The organism is Micromonospora sp. NPDC002389 (assembly GCF_040296095.1).
Classification (GTDB): domain Bacteria; phylum Actinomycetota; class Actinomycetes; order Mycobacteriales; family Micromonosporaceae; genus Micromonospora.
Genome location: NZ_JBEOWP010000004.1, coordinates 183,456 through 208,367, shown reverse-complemented (window position 1 = coordinate 208,367; position 24,912 = coordinate 183,456). Strand labels below are relative to the sequence as shown.

Annotated in this window: 19 protein-coding genes and 1 pseudogene; 6 read left to right on the top strand and 14 right to left on the bottom strand. The window is 72.1% G+C overall.

Going from position 1 to position 24,912, the window contains the following annotated elements:
• Positions 1-54 precede the first annotated feature (54 nt).
• Positions 55-1,566, top strand: a complete 1,512-nt coding sequence (locus ABT008_RS09870) for a deoxyguanosinetriphosphate triphosphohydrolase family protein (protein ID WP_350695220.1) — start codon at positions 55-57, stop codon at positions 1,564-1,566.
• A gap of 73 nt (positions 1,567-1,639) precedes the next feature.
• On the opposite strand, the gene ABT008_RS09865 is transcribed toward ABT008_RS09870, so the two are convergent.
• The 6 genes from ABT008_RS09865 to ABT008_RS09840 all read right to left on the bottom strand — a co-directional run bounded on the left by ABT008_RS09865 (position 1,640) and on the right by ABT008_RS09840 (position 8,098).
• Positions 1,640-2,788 carry an MBL fold metallo-hydrolase gene (locus tag ABT008_RS09865; protein ID WP_350695219.1) on the bottom strand — a complete coding sequence of 383 codons (1,149 nt, stop codon included), beginning with the start codon at positions 2,786-2,788 and terminating at the stop codon, positions 1,640-1,642.
• Between the two features lie 54 nt (positions 2,789-2,842).
• The gene (locus ABT008_RS09860) at positions 2,843-3,637 is read right to left on the bottom strand and encodes a serine hydrolase (protein ID WP_350695217.1); all 795 of its coding nucleotides are present in this window, start codon (positions 3,635-3,637) and stop codon (positions 2,843-2,845) included.
• A gap of 235 nt (positions 3,638-3,872) precedes the next feature.
• Entirely contained in the window at positions 3,873-4,052 is a 180-nt protein-coding gene (locus ABT008_RS09855) for a hypothetical protein (protein WP_350695624.1), read from the bottom strand.
• A gap of 655 nt (positions 4,053-4,707) precedes the next feature.
• A complete protein-coding gene (locus ABT008_RS09850) occupies positions 4,708-5,469 on the bottom strand; it encodes a succinate dehydrogenase/fumarate reductase iron-sulfur subunit (protein ID WP_350695215.1) in 762 nt (253 codons plus the stop codon).
• Positions 5,466-7,403 (bottom strand): fumarate reductase/succinate dehydrogenase flavoprotein subunit, encoded by a 1,938-nt coding sequence (locus tag ABT008_RS09845; RefSeq protein WP_350695214.1) that lies wholly within the window; start codon positions 7,401-7,403, stop codon positions 5,466-5,468. Before ABT008_RS09845 ends, ABT008_RS09850 begins: the two co-directional genes overlap by 4 nt.
• A gap of 2 nt (positions 7,404-7,405) precedes the next feature.
• On the bottom strand, positions 7,406-8,098 hold the full coding sequence (locus ABT008_RS09840; protein ID WP_350695213.1) for a succinate dehydrogenase cytochrome b subunit: 693 nt from the start codon (positions 8,096-8,098) through the stop codon (positions 7,406-7,408).
• Positions 8,099-8,175: 77 nt separating this feature from the next.
• On the opposite strand from ABT008_RS09840, the gene ABT008_RS09835 reads away from it, so the two are divergent.
• The gene (locus tag ABT008_RS09835) at positions 8,176-9,108 is read left to right on the top strand and encodes a LysR family transcriptional regulator (protein ID WP_350695211.1); all 933 of its coding nucleotides are present in this window, start codon (positions 8,176-8,178) and stop codon (positions 9,106-9,108) included.
• Here ABT008_RS09835 and hrpA read toward each other — a convergent pair.
• Entirely contained in the window at positions 9,105-13,085 is a 3,981-nt protein-coding gene (gene hrpA / locus ABT008_RS09830) for an ATP-dependent RNA helicase HrpA (protein WP_350695209.1), read from the bottom strand. The genes ABT008_RS09835 and hrpA overlap by 4 nt on opposite strands.
• Positions 13,086-13,218: 133 nt before the next feature.
• Between hrpA and ABT008_RS09825 the strand changes: the two are divergent.
• Positions 13,219-13,347, top strand: a pseudogene (locus tag ABT008_RS09825) (hypothetical protein); the annotation flags it as partial.
• 31 nt (positions 13,348-13,378) lie between these two features.
• Positions 13,379-13,756, top strand: a complete 378-nt coding sequence (locus ABT008_RS09820; protein WP_350695207.1) for a cytidine/deoxycytidylate deaminase family protein — start codon at positions 13,379-13,381, stop codon at positions 13,754-13,756.
• A gap of 538 nt (positions 13,757-14,294) precedes the next feature.
• Here the strand turns inward: ABT008_RS09820 and ABT008_RS09815 are convergent.
• From ABT008_RS09815 to trmB, 5 genes are all read right to left on the bottom strand, one after another.
• Positions 14,295-15,185, bottom strand: coding sequence for a putative endonuclease domain-containing protein (locus ABT008_RS09815; protein WP_350695205.1), 891 nt, complete (start codon positions 15,183-15,185; stop codon positions 14,295-14,297).
• A 689-nt stretch (positions 15,186-15,874) separates the two neighbouring features.
• Positions 15,875-16,519, bottom strand: coding sequence for a hypothetical protein (locus tag ABT008_RS09810; RefSeq protein WP_350695203.1), 645 nt, complete (start codon positions 16,517-16,519; stop codon positions 15,875-15,877).
• 41 nt (positions 16,520-16,560) lie between these two features.
• A complete protein-coding gene (locus ABT008_RS09805) occupies positions 16,561-18,027 on the bottom strand; it encodes an O-antigen ligase family protein (protein ID WP_350695201.1) in 1,467 nt (488 codons plus the stop codon).
• Between the two features lie 129 nt (positions 18,028-18,156).
• Entirely contained in the window at positions 18,157-20,661 is a 2,505-nt protein-coding gene (locus tag ABT008_RS09800) for a DEAD/DEAH box helicase (protein ID WP_350695200.1), read from the bottom strand.
• 223 nt (positions 20,662-20,884) lie between these two features.
• Positions 20,885-21,595, bottom strand: coding sequence for a tRNA (guanosine(46)-N7)-methyltransferase TrmB (trmB, locus tag ABT008_RS09795; RefSeq protein ID WP_502890382.1), 711 nt, complete (start codon positions 21,593-21,595; stop codon positions 20,885-20,887).
• A 134-nt stretch (positions 21,596-21,729) separates the two neighbouring features.
• Between trmB and ABT008_RS09790 the strand changes: the two genes are divergently transcribed.
• Together ABT008_RS09790 and ABT008_RS09785 are read left to right on the top strand one after the other, a co-directional pair.
• Positions 21,730-22,359, top strand: a complete 630-nt coding sequence (locus ABT008_RS09790) for a hypothetical protein (protein ID WP_502890395.1) — start codon at positions 21,730-21,732, stop codon at positions 22,357-22,359.
• Positions 22,360-22,843: 484 nt separating this feature from the next.
• A complete protein-coding gene (locus tag ABT008_RS09785) occupies positions 22,844-23,443 on the top strand; it encodes a class F sortase (protein ID WP_350695596.1) in 600 nt (199 codons plus the stop codon).
• A gap of 32 nt (positions 23,444-23,475) precedes the next feature.
• On the opposite strand, the gene ABT008_RS09780 is transcribed toward ABT008_RS09785, so the two are convergent.
• Both ABT008_RS09780 and ABT008_RS09775 read right to left on the bottom strand, forming a co-directional pair.
• Positions 23,476-23,787, bottom strand: coding sequence for an antibiotic biosynthesis monooxygenase family protein (locus ABT008_RS09780; RefSeq protein WP_350695198.1), 312 nt, complete (start codon positions 23,785-23,787; stop codon positions 23,476-23,478).
• A gap of 115 nt (positions 23,788-23,902) precedes the next feature.
• Entirely contained in the window at positions 23,903-24,700 is a 798-nt protein-coding gene (locus ABT008_RS09775) for an exodeoxyribonuclease III (RefSeq protein ID WP_350695197.1), read from the bottom strand.
• Positions 24,701-24,912: the final 212 nt, after the last annotated feature.

Here is a 24,912-nt window from a genome sequence, read left to right as displayed (position 1 = left end):
TCCGCCTTCGGGTGTGGGTTCCGTGGTGCATTCTGCCGGGCTACCGTGGCGATCATGGAACCACCTGTGGAGCCGCGCGCCCGACGCCTGTTCGGCGGCAGCGCCCGGACCCTCGGCGACCTCGCGACCAGCCCGTTCCGTGCGGACCGGGACCGCATCGTCGGCTCGCCGTTCTTCACCCGCCTGGGCGGCGTCACCCAGGTGATCAGTCCCGGCGGGTCCGGGCTGCTGGTGCACAACCGGCTCACGCACAGCCTCAAGGTCGCACAGGTGGCCCGCGCGATCGCGGAACGGCTCACCGCCGACGGGTGGCAACGTGACCTGGTGGAGAAGTTGGGCGGCTGCGACCCGGACGTGGTGGAGGCCGCCGCGCTCGCCCACGACCTCGGTCACCCGCCCTTCGGGCACCTGGGCGAACGGGTGCTGGACCGGCTGGCCCGGCACCGGCTCGGCCTCACCGACGGCTTCGAGGGCAACGCCCAGTCGTACCGGATCGTCACCTCGACCGAGATCCGCGGCGCGGCCACCACCGGTCTGGACCTGACCGCGGCGGTCCGGGCGGCGATGCTGAAGTACCCGTGGACCCGGCTCGACCACCCCGACCCGCACCCGCGCCTGATGGACCCGCCGCCGCGCGGCGCCACCCCGCCGCCGGACGACCCGGACAGCGGCTCGGCGAAGTTCGGGGCGTACCGCACCGAGCTGGAGGACCTGCGGCAGGCACGGGCGCCGTTCGCCGGGCGGATCGCCGACTGGCAGCAGACCGTCGAGGCATCGGTGATGGACACCGCCGACGACGTCGCGTACGCCATCCACGACGTGGAGGACTTCTATCGCGTCGGGGTGCTCCAGCAGGGCGCGGTCGCCGCCGAGCTGATGGCCTGGCAGCGGGAGAGCGGCAGCCTGCGAGCCATCACCGACGCGGCGTTGCAGACCTCGGCCCGCCGGCCCGGCGCGGCGATCGAGCGGCTGCGCCGCCAACTGCACCGCAAGGACGCCTGGATCGCCGACGACGACGCCTTCGCGGCGGCCGTCGAACACGTCCGGGAGGAGCTGGTCGAGGGCCTGCTGGCGGTACCCTTCGACGGCTCGATCGAGGCGGAACAGTACGTCGCCCGGTTCTCCGCCCGGTGGACCACCCGCTTCGTGGACGCGATCACGGTCGTCGAGCAGCCCGGCATGCGCTCCGGGCACGTGCTGCTGGCCCCGGCACAGTGGCACGAGGTGCAGGTGCTCAAGTTCGTCCACCACCGCTTCGTGCTGGCCCGTCCCGACCTGGCCCTGCACCAGCGGGGACAGGCCCGACTGCTCGGCACCCTGGTCGAGGCGCTGCTGGAGTGGCTGCTCGACCCGGAGGAGGAGTCCCGCCTGCCCCGGCGGCTGCACGACCTGGTCGAGTTGGCCGAGGCGGAGCTGCACCCGCGCACCCCGGACCGGCTCGGCAAGGCGCGGGGCCGTGCCATCGTGGACTTCGTGGCCCAGCTCACCGACGGGCAGGCGGTGGCGATGCTGGACGCCCTGTCCGGCCGCTCCGGCGCCCTCTGGACCGACGCCTTCGTCCTCTGAGCTGGGTGCAAGGAGGGGTCCCTTCCTAACGCCTGCGGCATAGGAAGGGACCCCTACTAACACAACGACGAGCTCAGGCGACCGCCTGCCACCAGCCGTCGACCGGCGGCGGGTCGTCCACCACGACGCGCTCGCCGGGCCGGGGCACGGCCAGCCGGACGTCGCGTGCCTTGGCCTCGGCCCAGAGCCGGTCCACCGGCTCGGACCAGTCGTGCAGGGCGAGGTTGAACGTCGCCCAGTGCACCGGGACGAACAGCCCGCCGCGCAGGTCCAGGTGGGCGGCGACGCCCTCCTCCGGGAACATGTGGATTCCCGGCCAGGCCCGGTCGTACGCGCCGATCTGCACCAGCGTCGCGTCGAACGGCCCGTAGGTCGACCCGATCTCGGCGTACCCGTCGAAGTAGCCGGAGTCCCCGGTGTAGTAGACCTTCCGCTGCCGACCAGCGACCACCCAGGAACTCCAGAGCGTGCCGTTGCGTCGCAGCCCCCGGCCGGAGAAGTGCTGGGCGGCGGTGCAGGTGATCTCCAGGTCGGCCACCCGGTGCGTCTGCGACCAGTCGAGCTCGATCACCCGGTGCGCCGGCACCCCCCACCGGTCGAGGTGCGCGCCGACGCCGAGCGGCACCAGGAACGGCGCCGACTGCCGGGCGGTCAGCTCCCGCACCGTGGCCATGTCGAGGTGGTCGTAGTGGTCGTGGGAGATCAGGATCGCGTCGAGCTGCGGCAGTTCGTCGAGGCGTACCGGCGGCTCGTGCAGGCGACGCGGGCCGACCGCGTCGGACGGCGAGCACCTGTCGCTCCAGACCGGGTCGACCAGCACCCGGCGGCCCTCGATCTCGATCAGCGTGGAGGCGTGGCCGTACCAGACGAGGTTCAGCTCGCGAGCCCGGTCGACGTCGGGCGCGGGCGTCGGCCGCACCAGCGGCACGGCGCGGGTCGGCCGACGCTGCTGCTTACCGAAGATCATCTCGCGGAAGAGGTTGCTGTCCGGGTTGGGTGCCGTCCGGGTGCTCGCCCGGTTGTGGAACGTCCCGTCGCGGAACTGCGGCGACCGCTCCGCTCGCTCGGCCCGCGCCCCGGTCAGCCGGCCACCGAGCGCGGCCGGTACGCCCCGGGCCGCCCAGGCCAACCCGGCCAGTCCGGCCAACGCGGCCACCCCGACCACCGATCCCGCGATCCGTCGGCCGGTGACTCGTCCCGTCGGCTCCTTCGGCGCTCGCATGGCTGACCCCCCTCTGCTGATCCCCGCAGTCCACGGTAGCCCTCGCCGCGCGGTTCAATCCTGGTTGCCGGGACCGTGCGGACGAGGCTCGCCGGTCGCCAGCCGGTCGGGCAGGTCGAGCAGCCGCCGGCCCAGCCGGGCCCGGGCCTGCACAGCGGGGTGGGTGGCGCCGAAGTCGTCCGCTCCCGGTTGACCGGCGGCGAAGAAGGCGTACGTCAGCCGGGGCGAGCCGCTCGTGTCGAAGATCACCCCGGCCTCGTGCCGGGCGTCGCGGAACCAGCCGGCCTTGGTGGCGATCCGGGCCCGCTCGGCCGACGACATGCTGCGCCGTATCCCGTCGGTGAACGCCACCGGCGAGCGCAGCAACCGCAGCACGAACTCCGTCGAGGCGGGGGAGAGCAGGGTACCGTCGACGAGCGCCCGGAGCAGGTCGTGCGTCTCGCGGGCCGTACTGGTCCCGAGGTGGTACCGGGGCGAGTCGGCCACCGGCTGCACCTGCGTGCGCGGGAAGCCCTTCGCCACCAGGATCCGGTTGACCTCGGCGCCCGGGCAGACCTGCGCGCACAGCCGCACCGCGACGTCGTCGGAGACGGTCAGCAGGTTCGCCAACGCGTGTCCCAGCGTCACCCGGCTGGGATAGGCGCCAGCCAACCCGAAGATGCCGTCGCTGTCCGGAGTGGCGAGCTCTGCGGTCACCTCGACCTGACGGTCGAGGGCGAGCCGCCCCCGATCGACCGTGTCCAGCACCGCCGTCGCCACCGCGATCTTGTTGATGCTGTACGCCTCGACCCGCCGGTCCGCCGACTCGTCGACCGCGACCAGCGGGCCGCCCGGTCCGGCGAGACTCACGTACGCCTGCCAGTCGCCGCCGGCCCGGGCACGCTCCCGCCGGTACGCCGCCCGGACCCGTGCCGCGATCCGGCTCAGGTCGTGCTGCGGTGCATCCGGTTCGCGAATGGTCCACTCCCGTCGGCCCGAAGTCCGTCCCGGACACCCTAGGCCGGTTCCGTCACGGACACCCTAAGCCGGTTCCGTCACAGACACCCTAAGCCGGTTCCGTCACAGACACCCTAGGCCGGGTCAATCACGGACGTCCGGTCCGACGGGACACCGGCGCATGGCGACCGCTCACGGAGTGAGGACCGCCCCGCAGGTACTCCGCCTGCCCACCGGGCACCGAGCCGCACAGGGAGGTGTAGCCGAACAGCGCGGCACCCTTGCCCTCGGCGGTCACCTGGGTGGTCTCACACTGGGCGTACAACACCCCTCGCGGATGATCATGATCCGCGCAACTTCATGGATACTGCTGCCTCAGACGCCCCCGGAGACAGCAACATCACTGAAGTTGCGCGGATCTTGCCTCCGTGCAGGCGTGAGCGGACCGCCCACACGCCGACGCCCACGCTGATCAAGGGACGCCGATCATGGAGTTGTGGCGCCGAAGAAGCCTCTCAATCGCCACAAAACCGCAGCCGCAACTCCATGATCGACGGAGCTGCGGCTGCGGCTGCGGTGGTGAGGCGGGCGGGGTGGGGCGAGTGCGGGCTGGGTTTGCGAACGGCCGCCGTGCCGGGGTGGCAGGGCGGCCGCTCGACGTGGCCAGGTGCGGGGCCGGGCCCCACGGGTCAGGTGCCGCAGGTCGGGTGCGGGGGCGGGTCCCACGGGACCAGGCCCCCGGTGGTCGGGTCCCGGGGTCTAGTGCCGGCGGTCAGGCCCCACGGGTCGGGCCCCGGGGGCCTGGTCCCGACGGTCGGGCCCCCATGGGTCCGGCCCCGACGCTCTGGTCCCGACGGTCGGGCCCCACGGTCGGGCCCCGACGCTCTGGTCCCGACGGTCGGGCCCCACGGGTCGGGCCCCGACGTTCTGGTCCCGGGGGTCGGGTGCCGGCGGTCGGGTGCCGGGGGTCAGGGGGTCGGGGGTCAGGTGCCGGGGGTGTCGCTCCGCTTGGTGGTAGCGGCCAGGTAGTCGCGGTTCAGGCGGCCGATGGTGGTCAGCGGGATGCCCTTCGGGCAGACCACGGTGCACTCGCCCGCGTTGGTGCAGCCGCCGAAGCCGGCCTCGTCGTGCGCGTCGACCATGCCGATGACCCGGGTGTACCGCTCGGGCTGGCCCTGGGGGAGCAGCGAGAGCTGGGTGACCTTGGCGGCGGTGAAGAGCATGCCGGAGCCGTTCGGGCAGGCGGCCACGCAGGCGCCGCAGCCGATGCATGCGGCCGACTCGAAGGCGGCGTCGGCGTCGGCCTTGGCCACCGGGACCGAGTGGGCCTCCGGCGCGCTGCCGGTGGGGGCGGTGATGTACCCGCCGGCAGCGATGATGTTGTCGAACGAGTTGCGGTTGACCACCAGGTCCTTGATGACCGGGAAGGCCCGGGCCCGCCACGGCTCGATGTCGATGGTCTCGCCGTCGGAGAACTGTCGCATGTGGAGCTGGCAGGCGGTGGTGCCGCGCTGCGGCCCGTGCGCGTCGCCGTTGATCATCAGGCCGCACATGCCGCAGATGCCCTCGCGGCAGTCGTGGTCGAAGGCGACCGGCTCCTCGCCGGAGAGGATGAGCCGCTCGTTGAGGACGTCGAGCATCTCCAGGAAGGACATGTCCGGGGAGACGTCCTCGACCTGGTAGGTCACCATCCGCCCCTTGTCCTGGGGGCTGGACTGACGCCAGATGCGCAGGGTCAGGTTCACTTGTAGCTCCGCTGCGTGGGGTGGACGTATTCGAAGTTCAGGTCTTCCTTGTGCAGCACCGAGGGCTGCCCGGTGGCGGTGAACTCCCAGGCGGCGACGTACGCGAAGTGCTCGTCGTCGCGCTGGGCCTCACCGTCGGGAGTCTGGTGCTCGGCACGGAAGTGACCGCCGCAGGACTCCTCCCGGTGCAGGGCGTCGATGCACATCAGCTCGGCCAGCTCGAAGAAGTCGGCGACGCGGCCGGCCTTCTCCAGCGACTGGTTCAGCCCCTCGCCGTCGCCGGGCACCCGTACCCGCTGCCAGAACTGGTCGCGCAGCGCGCGGATCTCGTCGATCGCCTTGCGCAGCCCGGCCTCGGAGCGCTCCATGCCGCAGTGCTCCCACATGATCTGGCCGAGCTCACGGTGGAACGAGTCCACCGTGCGGTCGCCGTCGATCGCGAGCAGCCGCTGGATCCGGTCCTCGACGTCGCGCCGCGCCTCGACGGCCGCCGGGTGGCTGCCGTCGACCTGCTCGAACGGGCCGGCGGCCAGGTAGTTGGCGACCGTGTTCGGCAGCACGAAGTAGCCGTCGGCCAGCCCCTGCATCAGCGCCGAGGCACCAAGCCGGTTCGCGCCGTGGTCGGAGAAGTTCGCCTCGCCGATCACGAACAGGCCGGGGATGGTCGACTGGAGGTCGTAGTCGACCCAGAGGCCGCCCATCGTGTAGTGCACGGCGGGGTAGATGCGCATCGGGACCTCGTACGGGTCCTCGCCGGTGATCCGCTCGTACATCTCGAAGAGGTTGCCGTACTTGGCCTCGATGGCCTTGCGGCCCAGACGCGTGATGGCGTCGGAGAAGTCCAGGTAGACGCCGAGCTTCGTCGGGCCCACCCCACGGCCGGAGTCACACACGTTCTTCGCGGCCCGGGAGGCGATGTCCCGGGGCACCAGGTTGCCGAAGCTGGGGTAGATCCGCTCCAGGTAGTAGTCCCGCTCGTCCTCCGGGATGTCCTGCGGGTTGCGGTCGTCGCCCTTGGTCTTGGGCACCCACACCCGGCCGTCGTTGCGCAGCGACTCGCTCATCAGGGTCAGCTTCGACTGGTGGTCGCCGGAGACCGGGATGCAGGTCGGGTGGATCTGGGTGTAGCAGGGGTTGGCGAAGTACGCGCCCTTGCGGTGCGCCCGCCAAGTGGCCGTGACGTTGCAGCCCTTGGCGTTGGTGGAGAGGTAGAAGACGTTGCCGTAGCCGCCGGAGGCGAGCACCACCGCGTCGGCGAACTCGGTGCTGATCTCGCCGGTGACCATGTCCCGGACGACGATGCCGCGCGCCTTGCCGTCGATGATGATCAGCTCCAGCATCTCGTGCCGGGCGTTCATCTCCACGTTGCCGAGGCCGATCTGCCGCTCCAACGCCTGGTACGCGCCGAGCAGCAACTGCTGGCCCGTCTGGCCCCGGGCGTAGAAGGTGCGCTGCACCTGGGCGCCACCGAAGGAGCGGGTGTCCAGCAGACCGCCGTACTCGCGGGCGAACGGGACGCCCTGGGCGACGCACTGGTCGATGATGTTCACCGACATCTCGGCCAGCCGGTGCACGTTCGACTCGCGGGAGCGGAAGTCACCGCCCTTGACGGTGTCGTAGAAGAGCCGGTGCACCGAGTCGCCGTCGTTGCGGTAGTTCTTGGCGGCGTTGATGCCACCCTGCGCGGCGATCGAGTGGGCCCGGCGCGGGCTGTCCTGGTAGCAGTACGACTTGACCCGGTAGCCCTGCTCGCCCAGCGTGGCGGCGGCGGCACCGCCGGCCAGGCCGGTGCCGACCACGATCACGGTCATCTTGCGCCGGTTGGCCGGGTTGACCAGCTTGGCCTCGAAGCGGCGGCGATCCCAGCGGGTCTCGATCGGCCCGTCGGGAGCCCGGGTGTCGGCGATCGGGTCGCCCTCGGTGAACAGATCCATGGTCAGGACACCAATCCGGTGAGTACGGCGAACGGGACCAGGAGGTAGCCGGCGCAGAGCACGACGGCGAAGGTCAACGCCACCAGGCGGGCCCGCTGCTCGCCCCGGGGGGTCTGCTGCCCGAGGCTGCGCAGCGCGCTGAAGATGCCGTGCCGCAGGTGGAAGCCGAGCGTGACGATCGCCAGCGTGTAGAAGAGCGTGACGTACCAGCGCGCGGGCGCGAAGTCGGCCACCACGTTGGCGTACGGCCGGGAGGGGTCACCGACCGGGTTCAGCGTGCCGGTGGTGAGGTCCAGGATGTGATAGATCACGAAGAGCAGGATGATCACGCCACCCCAGCGCATGGTGCGGGCGGCGTAGCTGCCCCGGACCTTCTTGCGGTGGGCGTAGCGCACCGGGCGGGCGGCGCGGGCGCGCAGCGCGAGGACGGTGGCCGCCCAGATGTGGCCGAGCACCGAGACCAGCAGGCCGATCCGCATGATCCAGAGGAACCAGACGTTCGGTAGCACCGGGCCGCCGATCTCGCGGAGCCAGTGCGCGTAGTCGTTGAACGACGTGTCGCCGGCGAAGACCTTGAGATTGCCCAGCATGTGCGCGATGAGGAAGAGCACCAGGAAGATGCCCGTCACCGCCATGACCGCCTTCAGTCCGACATTGGATCGGATGGGCGACCGCGTTCTCGTCGTGACTACCACGAGCCCGACGCTAGGAGCACTTTGATCAGTCGTCCAATGCATCGACACCGCAGTCTTGATAGCCATAAGCTATGTAGATGCAGCTCCATCAGCTGAAGTACTTCGTAGCGGTGGCAGAAGTACGACATTTCACCCAGGCAGCCGACATCGTCGGCATAACTCAGCCCTCGTTGAGTAAGCAAATTCACGCCCTGGAGGACAGCCTCGGTGCCCCGTTGTTCGAGCGGGTAAGGGGGAACATCACGCTCACCGCCGCCGGGGAGGTGCTGCTGCCGCTGGCCAAGCGCATCCTGGCCGACGTCGACACGGCCACCCGCGAGGTGCAGGAACTGGTCGGCCTGCGGCGCGGCCGGGTACGCCTCGGCGCCACCCCCAGCCTGGCCACCTCGCTGGCCCCGCCGGTGCTGCGGCTGTTCCGCGACGCGCACCCCACCATCGACCTGCGGGTCGAGGAGGGTGGCTCGCAGGACCTGGTCCGGGACCTGCTCCGCGGCGACCTCGACCTGGCGTTGATCATCATGCCGGCCCAGGGCACCGACCCCGGGCTGCGCGCCGACCCGATCCTGCGGGAGAGCCTGGTGGTCGCCTCCGTCGACCCGCTGCCGACCGCCTCGGCCAGCGGCGACCTGCGCATCACCGACCTGCGCGACCAACCGCTGGTGATGTTCCGCGAAGGCTACGACCTGCGCGACGCCACCCTCCAGGCGTGCCGCGCCGCCGGGTTCGAGCCGACGCTCTCCGTCGACGGCGGCGAGATGGACGCCGTCCTCAGCTTCGTCGAGGCCGGGCTGGGCGTCGCCCTCGTACCCGGCATCGTGGTGGCCCGGCGACCCGGCATCCGGGTCACCCGGCTGGCGCCCCCCGGGGTCCGCCGCACCATCGCGGTGGCCCGCCGCCGCGACGTGGTGCCCACCCACGCCGGCCGCGAACTCCGCCGCATCCTGCTGGAGTACGTGCACACCGCCACCGCCGACGCGCAGCTCCCGCCCGGCGTGGAACCGCTGGCCTAGCCGCTCTCCGCGTCGTCCATGGCGCGATAGATACGCTGCTCGGAGACCGGGTACGGGGTGCCCAGCGCTTGGGCGAAGACGTTCACCCGCAGCTCCTCGATCATCCAGCGGATCTGCCGCACCGCGGCCGAGTTCCGTCGGGCCGCCGGCAGCGCCGCGACCATCTCGTCGTACTCCCGCTGCACCACGGCGACCCGGTCCTGCTGCTGCTTGTCGCGCTGTGGGTTGGCCGCCAACCGGTCCATCCGCCGCTCGATCGCGGTCAGGTAACGCAGCAGGTCGGGCAGGCGGGCGTACCCGGCCTCGGTGATGAAACCGGCGTACACCAACCGGGTGAGCTGGGCGCGGATGTCGGCCAGGGCGGCCACCACGGCCAGGTTCCGGGTCGCGCCGAGCCGCTGCTGCACCGCGTACGCCGCGCCGAGCACCGCCCGGACCCGGTCCATCACCTCCACCACCGTGTCCACCAGCCCGGCCCGCACGGTGTCCCGCAGCGCGGCGAAACCCTCGGCGTCCCAGGCCGGTCCACCGGCGTCGCCGACCAGCTTGTCGATCGCCGCCCCGGCCGCGTCCTCGATCAACGCCTGCACCCCGCCGTGCGGGTTGCGGGACAGCGACAGCTTCGCCTCGTTGGAGAGCCGCCCCTGGAGGAACTTCGCCGGTGACGGCACGGTCAACCGCAGCAGCCGCCGGGTGCCGGCCCAGTGCGCGGCCTCCTGCTCACCGGCCGAGTCGAAGACGCGTACGCCCACCGTGGCGCCCTCGTCCACCAGCGCCGGGTACGCGGTCACCGCGTACCCGGCCCGGACCTGCTCGATGGTGCCCGGCAGGGTGCCGATCTCCCAGCCGGTCAGCCCGGTACGCGCCACGTCCGGCGCGGCGGCGGCCACCACCTGGCGTACCTCCGCCTTGAGTCGGCGTTGCAGGTCCGGCAGGTCCTTGCCTTCGGCGACCGGCTTGTCGTCGTCGCCGAGCACCCGGAAGGTGACCCGCAGGTGTGCCGGCAGCCGGCTCAGGTCCCAGGCGTCGCGGGGGACCGTCACCCCGGTCATCCGGCGCAACTGCCGGGTCAGCGCGTCCAGCAGCGGCTCCTCGCCGGGGGTGATCGCGGCCAGCGCGGCGCGGGCGTAGTCCGGCACCGGCACGAAGTTGCGGCGTACCGGCTTCGGCAGCGACCGGATCAGCGCGATCACCAACTCCTCGCGCAGCCCCGGCACCTGCCAGTCGAAGCTCTCCGCCGGCACCTGGTTGAGCAGCGGCAACGGGATGTCCACCGTCACCCCGTCGGTCGGGGTGCCCGGCTCGAAGGTGTACGTCACCGGCAGGCTGACCCCGTCGGCACTCCACGAGTCCGGGAAGTCGGCCTCGTCCACCCCGCCCCGACCGGCGTTGACCAGTAGCTCCCGGGTGAACGTGAGCAGATCGGGCCGCTCCCGGCGGGCCGTCTTCCACCAACTGTCGAAGTGCCGCCCGGAGACCACGTCGGCGGGAATCCGCTCGTCGTAGAACTGGAAGATCGTCTCGTCGTCGACCAGGATGTCCCGCCGCCGGGCCCGGTTCTCCAACTCCTCCACCTCGGCCAGCAGCCGCTGGTTGTCCCGCCAGAACTGGTGGTGGGTGGACCAGTCGCCCTCGACCAGCGCGTGCCGGATGAACAGCTCCCGGCTCAGCGCCGGGTCGATCCGGCCGAAGGTGATCTTCCGAGACGTGACCAGCGGTACGCCGTAGAGCGTCACCTTCTCGTACGCCATCACCGCCGCCTGCTTCTTCTCCCAGTGCGGCTCGCTGTAGCTGCGCTTCACCAGGTGCTGGGCGAGCGGCTCGACCCACTCCGGTTCGATCCGCCCGTTCACCCGCCCCCACAGCCGGGACGTCTCCACCAGCTCGGCCGCCATCACCCAGCGCGGCGGCTTGCGGAACAACGCCGATCCCGGGAACAGCCCGAACTTGGCTCCCCGGGCACCCAGGTACTCGTGCTTCTGGGCGTCCTTCAGACCGACGTGGGACAGCAGGCCGGGCAGCAGCGACTGGTGCACCCGGGGCGTGTCGATCTCCTCCGGCAGGTCCGCGTTCGGCGTACGCAACACCTGGCGCAACTGGCTGACGATGTCCTGCCACTCGCGTACCCGCAGGTAGTTGAGGTACTCGGCCTTGCACATCCGGCGGAACGCACTGGACGACAAGGCCCGTTGCTGCTCGCGCAGGTGACGCCAGAGATTGAGGTACGCGACGAAGTCCGACTCCTTGTCCGCGAACCGGGCGTGTGCCTGGTCCGCCTGGGCCTGCCGGTCGGCGGGCCGCTCCCGCGGATCCTGGATCGACAGCGCGGCGGCGATCACCATCACCTCGACGGCACACCCGTTGCGCTCGCCCTCCAACACCATCCGCGCCAGCCGGGGGTCGACGGGAAGTTGGGCGAGACGCCGCCCGAGCGAGGTCAGCCGCCGGGCCGGGTCGGTCTCCGTCGGGTCGAGGGCACCCAACTCGTGCAGCAGGTTGACGCCGTCGGCGATGTTGCGCCGGTCCGGCGGATCGATGAACGGGAACGCGGCGATGTCGCCAAGCCCGATGGCGGTCATCTGGAGGATGACCGAGGCCAGGTTGGTCCGCAGGATCTCCGGGTCGGTGAACTCGGGCCGGGCCAGGAAGTCCTGCTCGTCGTAGAGCCGGATGCAGATACCGTCCGAGGTACGCCCACAGCGACCCTTGCGCTGGTTGGCGCTGGCCTGCGAGACCGGCTCGATCGGCAGCCGCTGCACCTTGAGCCGCTGCGAGTAGCGGGAGATCCGCGCGGCCCCCGGATCCACCACGTACTTGATGCCCGGGACGGTCAGCGAGGTCTCCGCCACGTTGGTGGCCAGCACCACCCGACGCCCACCGTGCGGGGCGAACACGCGGTGCTGCTCGGCGACGCTGAGCCGGGCGTACAGCGGCAGGATCTCGGTGTGGCGCAGCGCCGGCCGGTGCTCGACGAGCTTGCCCAGCGCGTCGGCGGTGTCCCGGATCTCTCGCTCGCCGCTAAGGAACACCAGGACGTCGCCGGGCCCCTCGGCGGCCAGCTCCTGCACCGCGTCACCGATGGCCTGGACCTGGTCGCGGACGTTCTCCTCGTCCGTGTCGTCGGCGTCCTCGTCGACCTCGATCAGCGGCCTGTACCGCACCTCGACCGGGTACGTCCGGCCGGACACCTCGACCACCGGCGCCGGCACCCCGTCCGGGTGCTCGGCGGTGGGTGGGCCGGCGAAGTGCCGGGCGAACCGGTCGGTCTCGATGGTCGCCGAGGTGATGATCACCTTCAGGTCGGGGCGGCGGGGCAGGAGCTGCCGGAGGTAGCCGAGGATGAAGTCGATGTTGAGGCTGCGTTCGTGCGCCTCGTCGATGATCAACGTGTCGTACTGGCGCAGCATCCGGTCGGTCTGCAACTCGGCCAGCAGAATGCCGTCGGTCATCAGCTTGACCAGGCTGTTCTCGCCCACCTGATCGGTGAAACGCACCTTGTAGCCGACCACGTCACCGAGCTGCGTGCCCAACTCCTCGGCGATCCGGTCCGCCACCGTACGCGCCGCCAACCGCCTCGGCTGGGTGTGCCCGATCAGCCCGTGCACCCCACGGCCCAACTCCAGGCAGATCTTCGGCAACTGGGTGGTCTTGCCCGAGCCGGTCTCGCCGGCCACGATCACCACCTGGTGGTCCCGGATCGCCGCCGCGATGTCGGCCGCGCGCTCGCTGACCGGCAACTGCGCCGGGTACGTCACCGTCGGCACCGCCGCCCGCCGGGCCGCCAGCCGCGCCTCCGCCTCGGCCACCTCGACCACGATCTCGGCGAGCGCCGCCTCCCGCCGCTGCGGATCGTGTACCTTCCGCAACCCGTCCAGCCGCCGACGCAGCCGACGCTGGTCGCGGAACATCAACGGGGAGAGACGACGGTGCACCTCGCGAACCGGATCGGTCGCGGCGGTGGTGGCTGGATTCTGCATGTCGTGGCCAAGGATAGGCAGCGAGTCGCCGACCCGCCTCCTGGTTACCCTGCCGACCCAGGGGAACGGATGTAAGGAAGGGTCCCCTGCTAACGCCTCAGGTATAGGAAGGGTCCCTTCCTAACACTGTGCGCGCCTGCGTCGTGCGCGCCTGCGTCGTGCGCGCCTGCGTCGTGCGCGCCTGCGCCGTGCGCGTGCCTGTCTCGTGTGTCGTGCGTGCCTGCACCGCGTGGGCGTAAGCAGAGCGGCGGTCTATCGTTGACCGCCGAGCCGGAGCGAGCACGGGAACGCCGATGACGATGCGTGACACCGACCGGGCGCTGGTGCAGGCCGCCAGCGCCGTGGCCAAGCTGCGCTGTCGCAGCGCCGCCCACACCCTTGCGGCGGCGGCCCGCACCGTCGACGGGCGGATAGTCTCCGGCGTGAACGTCGTACACCCCACCGGGGGTGCCTGCGCCGAGGTGGTCGTGGTCGGCACCGCGGCGACCCAGCACGCGGGCGAACTGGAGACGATCGTCACCGTGGGCGATCGCGGTCGGAGCCTGGTAACCCCCTGCGACCCGTGCCGACGGCTGCTGGCCGATCATTTCCCGGCGCTCCGGGTGATCACCGGCACGGTTGAGGACCCCCAGGTGAACCAGGTAACCGATCCACCCACCACGCCCGAGTAACCAACCTGGCCTCGCGCAGTGCGCGTCCTCATGATCCGCGCCACTTCATTGATACTGCTGCCTCCAGGGGTGTCTGAGTCAGCAACATCAATGAAGTTGCGCGGATCTTGCCTCGTGCCGTGTCGGTGCGCGGGCACTCGATCGCGCCGCAGGCCAGGCCGGGCTGCCTCGGCAGGAGGGTCGAGGCTGGCGGCGGGTGGCCCACCTTCTCGGCTGGAGAAGGCGGGCGGTCTGGGGCTGCGGTCGGTCGGGGACGGCGGGCGGTCTGGGGCTGCGGTCGGTCGGGGACGGCGGGCGGTCAGGGATGACGGTCGGTCAAGGGCAGCGGCGGTCGGGGACAGCGGTCGGTCAGCGGCAGCGGTCGGTCAGGGGTGGCGGTCGGTCAGGGGTGACCGGTGGTCAGACGCGGCGGGTTAGGGGTGACCGGTGGTCGTAGGCGGCGGGTGAGGGGTGGCGGCGGGCAGGGGTGGCGGCCGGTCAGAGACGGCGGGTCAGGGGTGGCGACGGGCAAGGGCGGCGGCCGGTCAAAGGCGGCGGGTCAGGGGCGGCGGGTGGCCAGTGCGTGGCGGAGTTCGACGAGGAAGCCGTCGACATCGTCGCGGAGACGCTTGGCGGTGACGTGGAGTACCAGCCAGTCGGTGCCGAGCAGGCGGTTGAGGCGGCGTCGGTCGCGGTGGAACTGCTCCGGGTCGTGGTGCCAGAGTCCGTCGTACTCGACGGCCACCCGATGCTCGGGCCAGGCGAGGTCGACCCGGGCGATGAACCTGCCCGCACGCTCCACGACGAACTGGGTGACGGGTCTCGGCAGTCCGGCCTGCACGATGCGGACCCGAAGGCGTGACTCGGGCATCGACTCGGCCCCGGGGTCGGCGAACTTGATCACCCGCAGCAGTCGTTTCCCGCCACGGATACCGAGGCGGGCGCGGGCCAGGTCCGCCACGTCGTCGAGTCGGACGACACCTGCGGAGGCCAGCCGGTCGACCACCGCGACCGCGTCTTCGAGGGGGTGCCACTGGGCGAGGTCCCAGCAGGTGCGTCGGGGGGTGGTGACCGGAATGCTGGCGTGCGAGCCGATCTCGTCCACGGTCACGTCGGCGCGGTGCACGGTCAGACCCGCCACCGGCCCGAGTCGCAGGGCGGTGGGGACCAGGACGTCTATCGGCTCGTCGACGCGGACCTCGCCGACGCCGAACAACGCGGCGGCACTGCGGCCCGCGACCGCCGCGCCGGGTGGGAGCACCAGCCGCGCCGCGCGACAGCGGGTACGGTGCGTCACCGCGAGTTGGGCGTCGACGTAGACGTCCCGGAAGAGCCGTCGCCAGGCTTTGCTGCGCAGCTGGGTACGGGTGAGTAACCCACGGGCCACCACCTCGGAGCCTCGGAAGAAGCGCCCGCGTAGTTCCGGGGGCCGTCTGGGAGATACCGGCATGGGCCCACCCTGGACGAGCGCGCTGCTTCTCCGCTGCCCTTGTGGACAACCGTCGCCCGCCGACAGTCCAGGCCTGTGGACAACGGGATCCGACGTCGGAGCAACGTGGTGGGACCGACAGCCCGGTGCGCTCGGCGGCCAGGGAATTGCTGACAGCCCGGTGCCCTGCCTCGACAGCCCGGTGCGCTCCCTCGACAGCCGGGGGCCTGCCGGACAGCCAGGTGCCCTCGGCCGCCAGGTGATCTGCCGGCGGCCAGCGCGCCGCCGTCGGGCCCGATCAACGCCGACCGGGCAGCCAGGTGCCCTCGGCCGCCAGGGGATCTGCCGGCGGCCACCGCGTCGCCGTCGGGCCCGATCAACGCCGGCCGGATAGCCAGGTGCCCTCGGCCGCCAGGGGATCTGCCGGCGGCCACCGCGTCGCCGTCGGGCCCGATCGACGCCGAGCTGAATCCGGGTGGGCCGTGGCAGCCGGGTCACCCGACTCAGCGGGTGGGTGGTCCGGCACCGGCTGGCGCCGGACCACCACCAAGTCCGGAAGGAAACGGAGAGCCGATGAGCCCGGAGGGAAACGGAGAGCCGACCGACAACGGGATGATCGGTTGCGGACGTGCGGACGTGCGGACGTGCGGACGTGCGGACGTGCGGTCGTGCGGTCGTGTGAACGTGCGGTCGTGCGGGGGAGAGAGGCGTCAGGCGGCGGCGGACCAGATGGCGCGGAAGGCGGCGGCCTCGCCGGCCAGCCAGCGTTCGATCTCCTGGGGCTTGGCGTTGTCGGGCATCCGGTGGGTGGTGCCGCGCCGTACGTCGACCAGGACCGGCTCGGCGTGCGGCAGGACGGCGTCCATGTGACGGGCGGTCAGGTGCAGGGCGGCCAGGGTGGCCTCCTCGCTGGGTGGCGCCTCGTCGAAGTGCAGGCGGACCGCCTCGGCGCGGCCGTCGGCGTACCGGATGCCGAAGTGTGGGTTGATCTTGATAGGGAGGTCGCCGAGCATGGCCAGGGCGTCGCGGGTCTGCGCCAGGTCGACGGTGGCCGGCTCGCCGAGCGAGTGCAGCCAGGTGGTCGCGCCGGGCACCAGGGTCTGGTAGAGCGGTCGCCAGCGGGGCTTGACCACGTCGACCACCTGCGTCAGGTGGGTGCCGCCGGTGTGGAAGGCGATGTCGGCCTTGAGTGCCTTGACGAACTGGCCGTGCGGGTTGAACCCGGAGCGGCTGGCCCGCTGCCGACGCAGTCCGCCGACGAAGCTGGCCTTGGTGGGCCCGGTGCGGCCGACGTACCGGGTGAAGCCGAGAAGGGTGGCGTACGGCGTGAGGGGGGCGGAGGTGGGCGCGGTCACGAGCATCCTCCCAGGTCAGGAACTCGATTAGTACACACATTCTAATCGACGGGTCTGGCATCGCCCAGGGGAGATAAGGGGCTGATCGGACCGCGCTGACGCCGACGTGCCGACCATTCTCGGGACGCCGCTCCGAGCGGGACCAGCGCGCGGATCGGCGTCGTCGGCCGGCGGGGTGGGGGCACCAGTCGCCGCGTGATGGGCGGGGTCCGGTGCGGATCCGCCACCGTCACTGCCGGGACGGACGGCCGTGTCACGAGCAGCAGCGCCACCAGCAGCCACACCACCGTCGCCACCCGGTTGACCGTGGTGGTGGGCAGTCCCAGCGAACCGCCGACCACCACGACCAGCAGCCCGGCGCCGAACCGCACCACGGCGCGGTCGGTCCGGCGGCGGGACCGCCACCAGAGCACGACCAGCATGGTCAGGATCGCGGTCTGCGCCACCACGCCGAGGACGCCGGCCATCACCAACGCCTCCACCCACGCCGAGTCGTACGCGACCCGCAGCCCGTCCATGCCGAAGCCGGTCCACGGCGAGTGGGTGAACACGATCCCGGCCGCGTCGGCGAGCGTCGAGTTCTCGCCGAAGCGGCGGGCCGAGTACAGCGACAGGAGGCTGCCGGACTGTTCGCCGGGGGTGAGCCAGGCGTCGAGGAGCATGCCGCCGATCGGCGAGTCGGGCCGCCGCGCCTGATGGTCGAAGACGGCCAGCACGCCGCTGACGGCCAGGGCGGCGCCGACGCGGGTACGCCACGGCGAGCCGGCCCAGGTCTGCCAGATCGCCACCGGCAGCCCGACCAGCAGGAAGATCTTGGATGCGGTGAGGAGGCCGCCGATGGCGAGGAGCACTCCGGCGACGGCCAGCGGGACGGGCCGGCGGCGCAGCAGGAACACGGCGGCGACCAGCCCGAGGCTGTACATGACACCGGCCTCGGCGGGCTGGTTGAAGACGCCCGAGTAGCGGCCCATCGTGGCGGCCCGCTCGGCGGTCGTCACCGTGCCGGTGTCGCCACTCCACCAGGCGGTCAGGATGTGGTCGTACGCGCCGGGGTCCATCAGCATCGCGTACGCCAGGACCGCGTTGGCGGCGAGGATCGTGACGAGCGTCCCGGCGGCGAAGCGCAGCAGCCGCAGCCGGTCGACGTCGCCCGAGACGATCAGGTAGCCGGCGGCCAGGACGATCGCCGGCAGGAGCAGGTTGTCCAGCCCGGCCCAGAAGCCGACGGTGCGCATCCCGGTGGGGAGGTGGGCGTCGCCGATCGACGCCACGGCGGCGACTGTCGGATAGGCGACGAGCAGGGCGGCGAGCGCCACGACCGGCCCGGGAGTGGTCGGCAGGCGTCGGGCGCGGGCCAGGAACGCCAGCACGGCGACGGCGCAGACGGCAAGCTGCTCGGTGCGGACACCGGACACCACGTACGGGCCGAACGACGCCGCCACGAGCACCACGACGGCGCTGTCGGCGGAACGCTGCCCGGAATGGATGTATCGCCTATGTGCTGGCATGTGAGCGTCGGCCCCCAGTGTCAGGTAACGCCCAATTTTGTGCCGACAGCCCCCAGGCACGGCGAAGCCCCGGCCCGCTCGGCGCGTCGCGCTGCCGGTGGTCCGTCGGGTCGAGTGGCCGGGGTGCGCCTAGAGTTGGCCGACGTCGGTGACGCGCACGACCGCCGCCCCTGCCTCGTCGGAGGCGGCCAGGTCGACCTCGGCGCTGATGCCCCAGTCGTGGTCGCCGTCCGGGTCGTCGAGGATCTGCCGGACGGTCCAGCGCTCGCGACCCTGCTCGATCATGAGCAACGCGGGGCCACGGGCGTCCGGCCCGGTGCCGATCTCCGGGTACGCCTCGAAGTACGGCTCCAGGGCGTCCGCCCAGGCGTCGGCGTTCCAGCCGAACTCGGCGTCCAGTTCGCCGAGGGCGTCCCAGTGTCGCAACGCCGCCAGTTCCACTCGCCGGAACAGGGCGTTGCGCACCAGCACCCGGAACGCCCGCGCGTTGCGGGTCACCGCGGCCGGTCGGTCGTCCAGTGCGGCGGCGACGTCGGGCAGGTCGCCCGGGTTGCGCAGCCGCTCCCACTCGTCGATCAGGCTGGAGTCGACCTGCCGGACCAACTCGCCGAGCCACTCGATCAGGTCGACGAGTTCCTCGGTCTTGGCCTCCCCGGGCACCGTCTGCCGCAGCGTCTTGTACGCGTCCGCGAGGTACCGCAGCACCAGCCCCTCGGACCGGGACAGCCCGTAGAACTGCACGAACTCGGTGAACGTCATCGCCCGCTCGTACATGTCCCGGACGACCGACTTGGGGGAGAGCTGGTGGTCGGCCACCCACGGATGCCCCTGCCGGTACATCTCGTACGCGTTGTCCAGCAGCTCGGCCAACGGCTTCGGCCAGGTCACCTCGTCGAGCAGTTCGAGGCGGGCCTCGTACTCGATGCCCTCGGCCTTCATCGCGGCGACCGCCTCGCCGCGCGCCTTGAACTGCTGCGCGGAGAGCACCTGGCGGGGGTCGTCGAGGATCGACTCGATCACCGACAGCACGTCGAGCGCGTACGACGGGGACTCGGTGTCCAGCAACTCGATGGTGGCCAGCGCCAGGGGCGACAGCGGCTGGTTGAGCGCGAAGTCCAGTTGCAGGTCGACGGTGAGCCGCACCCGCCGCCCGGTCTCGTCCGGCTCGGGCAGTTCCTCGACCACACCACCGGCCCGCAGCGCGCGGTAGATGGCGATCGCCCGGCGGATGTGCCGGCGCTGCGCCGCCGCGTCCTCGTGGTTGTCGGTGAGCAGGTGTCGCATCGCGGCGAACGCGTCGCCGGGGCGGCCGATGACGTTGAGCAGCATCGAGTGGCTGACCTGGAAGCTGGAGGTCAGCGGCTCCGGCTCGGCGGACACCAGGCGGTCGAAGGTGGGCTGGCCCCACCCGATGGAGCCCTCCGGCGGCTTCTTCTTGACCACCTTGCGCCGCTTCTTCGGGTCGTCACCGGCCTTGGCGAGCGCCTTCTCGTTCTCGATCACGTGCTCGGGGGCCTGCACGACCACCCGACCGAGGGTGTCGAAGCCGGCCCGACCGGCCCGGCCGGCGATCTGGTGGAACTCGCGCGCCTTGAGCAGTCGGGTACGCACGCCGTCGTACTTGGACAGGCCGGTGAACAGCACGGTGCGGATCGGCACGTTGATGCCGACGCCGAGGGTGTCCGTACCGCAGATGACCTTGAGCAGGCCCGCCTGGGCGAGCGTCTCCACCAGCCGGCGGTACTTGGGCAGCATGCCGGCGTGGTGTACACCGATGCCGTGGCGGACCAGGCGGGACAGCGTCTTGCCGAAGCCGGAGGTGAACCGGAAGCCGCCGATGGCCTGGGCGATCATGTCCTTCTCGGCGCGGGTGCAGACGTTGACGCTCATCAGCGCCTGTGCCCGCTCCAGCGCGGCGGCCTGGGTGAAGTGCACGACGTACACCGGGGCCTGCTTGGTCTGCAGCAACTCTTCGAGCGTTTCGTGCAGCGGCGTCATCGCGTACGAGAAGATCAGCGGGACCGGCCGCTCGGCCGAGCGGACGACGGCGGTCGGCCGACCGGTACGCCGGGTCAGGTCGTCCACGAACCGGGTGGTGTCGCCCAGGGTGGCCGACATCAGTACGAGCTGCGCCTGCGGCAGTTCGATCAGCGGCACCTGCCAGGCCCAGCCCCGGTCGGGCTCGGCATAGAAGTGGAACTCGTCCATGACGACCTGCCCGACGTCGGCGCGGCTGCCCTCGCGCAGCGCCAGGTTGGCCAGGATCTCCGCCGTGCAGCAGATGATCGGCGCGTCGGCGTTGACGCTGGCGTCGCCGGTGAGCATGCCGACGTTCTCCGCGCCGAACACCTCGCAGAGCGCGAAGAACTTCTCCGACACCAGGGCCTTGATCGGCGCGGTGTAGAACGTCGTCCGGTTGTCGGCGAGCGCGGCGAAGTGCGCGGCGATCGCCACCAGGCTCTTGCCGGAGCCGGTCGGCGTATTCATGATCACGTTCGCGCCGGAGACGATCTCGATGACCGCCTCCTCCTGGTGGGGATAGAGGTCCAGACCGCGCTCGGACGCCCAGCCGGCGAACGCGTCGTAGAGGGTGTCGGGGTCGGTGGACTTGGGCAGCGCGGCGGTGAGTGTCATGGCCGGTCCATGGTGCCTGTCCCCGCCCCGCCAACGCCAACCGGGGATGCCGCCGCCCGGCGCACCCCCGCCGCCGCGCGCGCCGCACCCCGCCGCGCGCGCCGCACCCCGTTGCCGGGCCGCAGGCCGTCGGGCTGAGGTGTTAGAAGGGGTCCCCTGCTATGCACGAGGCGTTAGCAGGGGACCCCTCCTTACACCCGGCTTACACCCGAGAGCGAGCGCCTCACCGGCGGCGGTACATCAGGTCGGCGATCGGCCGTCCCACCCGCAACGCCCGCCGCTCGAACCGGGTGACCGGCCGGTGAGCGGGTCGGGGCGCGACCCCGTCGTAGAGGTTGACCAGGCCTGGGTCGGCGTCCAGCGTCACCCGCATCGACGCCGCGTACTCCGCCCAGTCGGTCGCGCAGTGCAGCGTGCCGCCCGGCGCCAGCCGGGACCGCAGCAGCGCCACGTGCGCCGGCTGGATCAGTCGCCGCTTGTGGTGCCGGGACTTCGGCCACGGATCCGGGAAGAACACGTGCACCGCGTCCAGCGAGTCGGGCGGCAGCAGGCGTACCAGGTCCAGCGCGTCACCCTCGGCGATCCGGAGATTGCCCAGCTCACGCTGGTGCACGAGGTCCAGGAGGTTCGCGATTCCCGGCGTGTGCACCTCGACCGCCAGATAGTCTCGATCCGGGTCGGCGGCGGCCATTTCGGCGGTCGTGTCGCCCATGCCGGACCCGATCTCGACCACCAGTGGTGCCCGCCGGCCGAAGAGGTCGACCGGGTCGAGTCGGTCGACGTCGGCCACCCGCAGGGCGTACATCGGCCACAGGCGCGTCAACGCCGCCGTCTGACGGTCGCTCATCCGGCCGCCACGCGGGTGGAAGGTGCGGATCGGCCGCGCCGGGTGCGGCGGCGCGGACACGGTGGGAAGCGGGTCGGTGGAGGTCACAGCGAACCGAGCCTACGCGAGCATCGCGCCGGATCGGATGTGAGGTACGACCGGGAGTGAGACCATCATCCCGTACGGCAGACCGGGTGTCCGCATCGGCGCCCGGCGACTGCTCCGGCGCGCCGGGAGGGGGCATCGTGTCAGTGACCCGTACTCGTCGGGCGCCCTCGGTCGCCACCTCGTTGCTGCTCGCCGCCGCCCTGCCACTGCTCGCGGCCGTCCTGGTCGCACCGGCGCTGCCGGCCGGTCCCGCCCGGGCCGCCGTACCCGTCGCTCCGCGATCCGGCCCGACGGCCGTACCCGCCTCGCCGCAACCCGATCCGACGGCCGTACTCGCCGCCGCCCCGCATCCCGGTCCGAACGTCTTCGTCGAGGTCATGCCGAGCACCGTCGAACCGGGGCACCTGGTCGGCCTCCGGGCGAGCTGCCAGGACAACTCGGTCGGCGCGATCGTCGTCTCGGACGCCTTCGGCCGGGTCGCGGTGCAGCCGCAACGCGGCCTGCTCCACGGGACGGCCATGGTCAAGGACCGGGTGCTCCCCGGCAACTACCGGGTCAAGCTGGAGTGCCGGGGCGGCGAGAGCGCGTCCACGATGCTCCAGGTGGTACGCCAGATGAAGCCGAGCCGGGGCCCGGCGACCGGCTTCGGCGGCGGTTCCGGTGGCGTCGCCTCGGGCCTGCTGCTGCCCGGCGGGCTCGCGCTGACCGTCGCCGGCATGGTCGTCTGGGTCGCCGCCACCCGGCGGCGCGGCACGGGCGGGTGAGTCCGCCGTGCCCGCCCCTCGCGCGCCCCGACCCACCGGCTCCGGTGGTACGCCCCGTACCGGTCGCCCGTCGCCCGTCCCCGGTGCCTCGCGTGGCCGCCCGGTAGGCGGCCCGCCCCGCCCCGACCTCTTCGTGCCCGATCCGCCGCCTCGCGGCCCCCACCCACCCGCAGCCGCCTTCCCGGGCACCTCTCGTCCATCCGCAGCCGCCTTCCCGGGCACCTCTCGTCCACCCGTGGCCGCCTCGCCGGGTCCATCGCGCCCGCCGAGCGCCACACCGCGCGGGCCGCGTCCGTGGGCACACCTACCCGTCGACACCCCGCCGCCCGGGCCGGGTGCGCCGCCGCTGGGCCGGGCGTACCCCACCGACCTGGACGGGCCGATCCCGCCGGACGTGGAGGGCCGGGCCCCGATCGGCGCTGGTGCCCGGGTCCGCGCCCGCCGCGTGGAACGCGTCGAGCGCTCCGGCCGTCGCCCGTGGTCGATGCCGCTGGCCGTGGTGCTGGTGCTGGTCGGTGTCTTCGCCACCGGAGCCGGGCTGGGGCGTACCGCCGGTTCCCCGCTGGGCTGGGCCGCGACCGGAGGCGAAGCGGCGTCGACCTCGGCACCCGTGGCGCGGACCACGGCCCGACCGGTGAGCCTGTCGGTGCCCTCGATCGCCGTCGCCGCCCCGGTGAAGCCAGTCGGCGACGCACCGGACGGCACGATCGGGGTGCCGCCGCTGAGCCGACACGAGGAGACCGGCTGGTACGACCGCGGGCCGGTCCCCGGAGACCCCGGCCCGGCGGTGATCGTCGGGCACGTGGACACCAAGAGCGGCCCGTCGGTCTTCTACGACCTGGCCAAGCTCCGGGTGGGCGACACGGTCGAGGTGGGCCGCGAGGACGGTTCGGTGGCGGTGTTCACCGTGAACTCCGTCGAGCACTTCCCGAAGGACCAGTTGCCGGCCGACCGCGTCTACGGTCACGACGGCCCACCGACCCTGCGCCTGATCACCTGCGGCGGTCAGTGGCTCGGTGGCCCGGACGGCTACGCCGACAACGTCATCGCCTTCGCCAGCCTGACCGGCACCCGCCCCGCCTGACCACCCGTCGCCGAGGGAGAGGGCGGCTGCGGTCAGGGGACCTGCTGGACGACCTCGAACTCCAGGAGGGTGGCGCCGGAGGCGACCGGGGGACGCTGCTCGGCGCCGGGCGGGGCGGCGTGGGCGGCGCGGGCGGGACCGTTTGCCCAGTCCTGGTACGCCTGCTCGGTCTCCCACCGCGTGTACACGAAGTAGCGGTTCTCGCCGGCCACCGGCCGCAGCAGCTCGAAGCCGAGGAAACCGGGGGAGTTCTCCACGGCGCGGGCGCGGGCGGCGAACCGCTTCTCCAACTCCTCGCCGGCACCGGGCGGGACGTCGATCGCGTTGATCTTCACAACTGCCATGTCTTCACCCTAGACCCGGACGAGCGGAACAGATCTTGGTACGCCGATGCCCCGCCCCAGGGGCCGTTTCGCAGCAAGATCGGCGGGAGAGGTCAGCGGGAGTGGGCGGGGGAGGTCAGAAGGACTCGACCGTCGGTACGAGGTCGACGTCGACCACGATCGGCGCGTGGTCGGAGGGGCCCTTGCCCTTGCGGGCCTCCCGGTCCACGTACGCGGAGCGGACCGCGCGGGCCACCGGCGCCGAGGCGTACACCAGGTCGATTCTCATGCCCTTGTTCTGGTGGAACATTCCGGCCCGGTAGTCCCAATAGGTGTACGGGTGCGGCCCCTTCATCGGGGTGGGCACCACGTCGGTGAGGCCCAGGTCGCGCAGCGCCGCCAGGGCGGCCCGCTCAGCCGGCGTGACGTGGGTGGAGGTCGCGAACAGCGCCGGCTCCCACACGTCCTCGTCGGTCGGGGCCACGTTGAAGTCGCCGCAGACCGCCAGCGCCGGCCCGCCGGTGAGTTCCGTGTCCAGCGCGTCCCGCAGCGCCGCCAGCCAGGCCAGCTTGTACGCGTAGTGCGGATCGTCGGGGGCGCGGCCGTTCGGCACGTACACCGACCAGACCCGCAGCCCGTCGCAGGTGGCCGCGATGGCGCGGGCCTCCGGCTCGGGGAACCCGGGTTCGCCGGGGAACCCGACCGTGACGTCGGCGAGCCCGACCCGGGACAGCACGGCCACACCGTTCCACCGGCCGTCGCTGTGGCTGGCCACGGTGTAGCCGAGTTCGCCCACCTCGGCGACCGGGAACGCGCCGTCGGGGCACTTGGTCTCCTGGAGGCAGACCACGTCCGGCCCGGTGCCGGCCAGCCAGTCCAGGAGCCGGGGCAGGCGGGCCTTCACCGAGTTGACGTTCCAGGTGGCCAGGCGCATGGTGCCAGCCTGCCGTATCGCGGCCCGTCCCGCCCGACGTCGCACGAGCCCGGCGGTTCGCGGCGGCCGACGGTGCGCTGGGGCTCATCGCGCGCTGGCAGTGCGCGGTGCGCGGTGGTGCGCGGTGCGCGGTGGTGCGCGGTGCGCGGTGGTGCGCGGTGCGCGGTGGTGCGCGGTGCGCGGTGGTGCGCGGTGCGCGGTGGTGCGCGGTG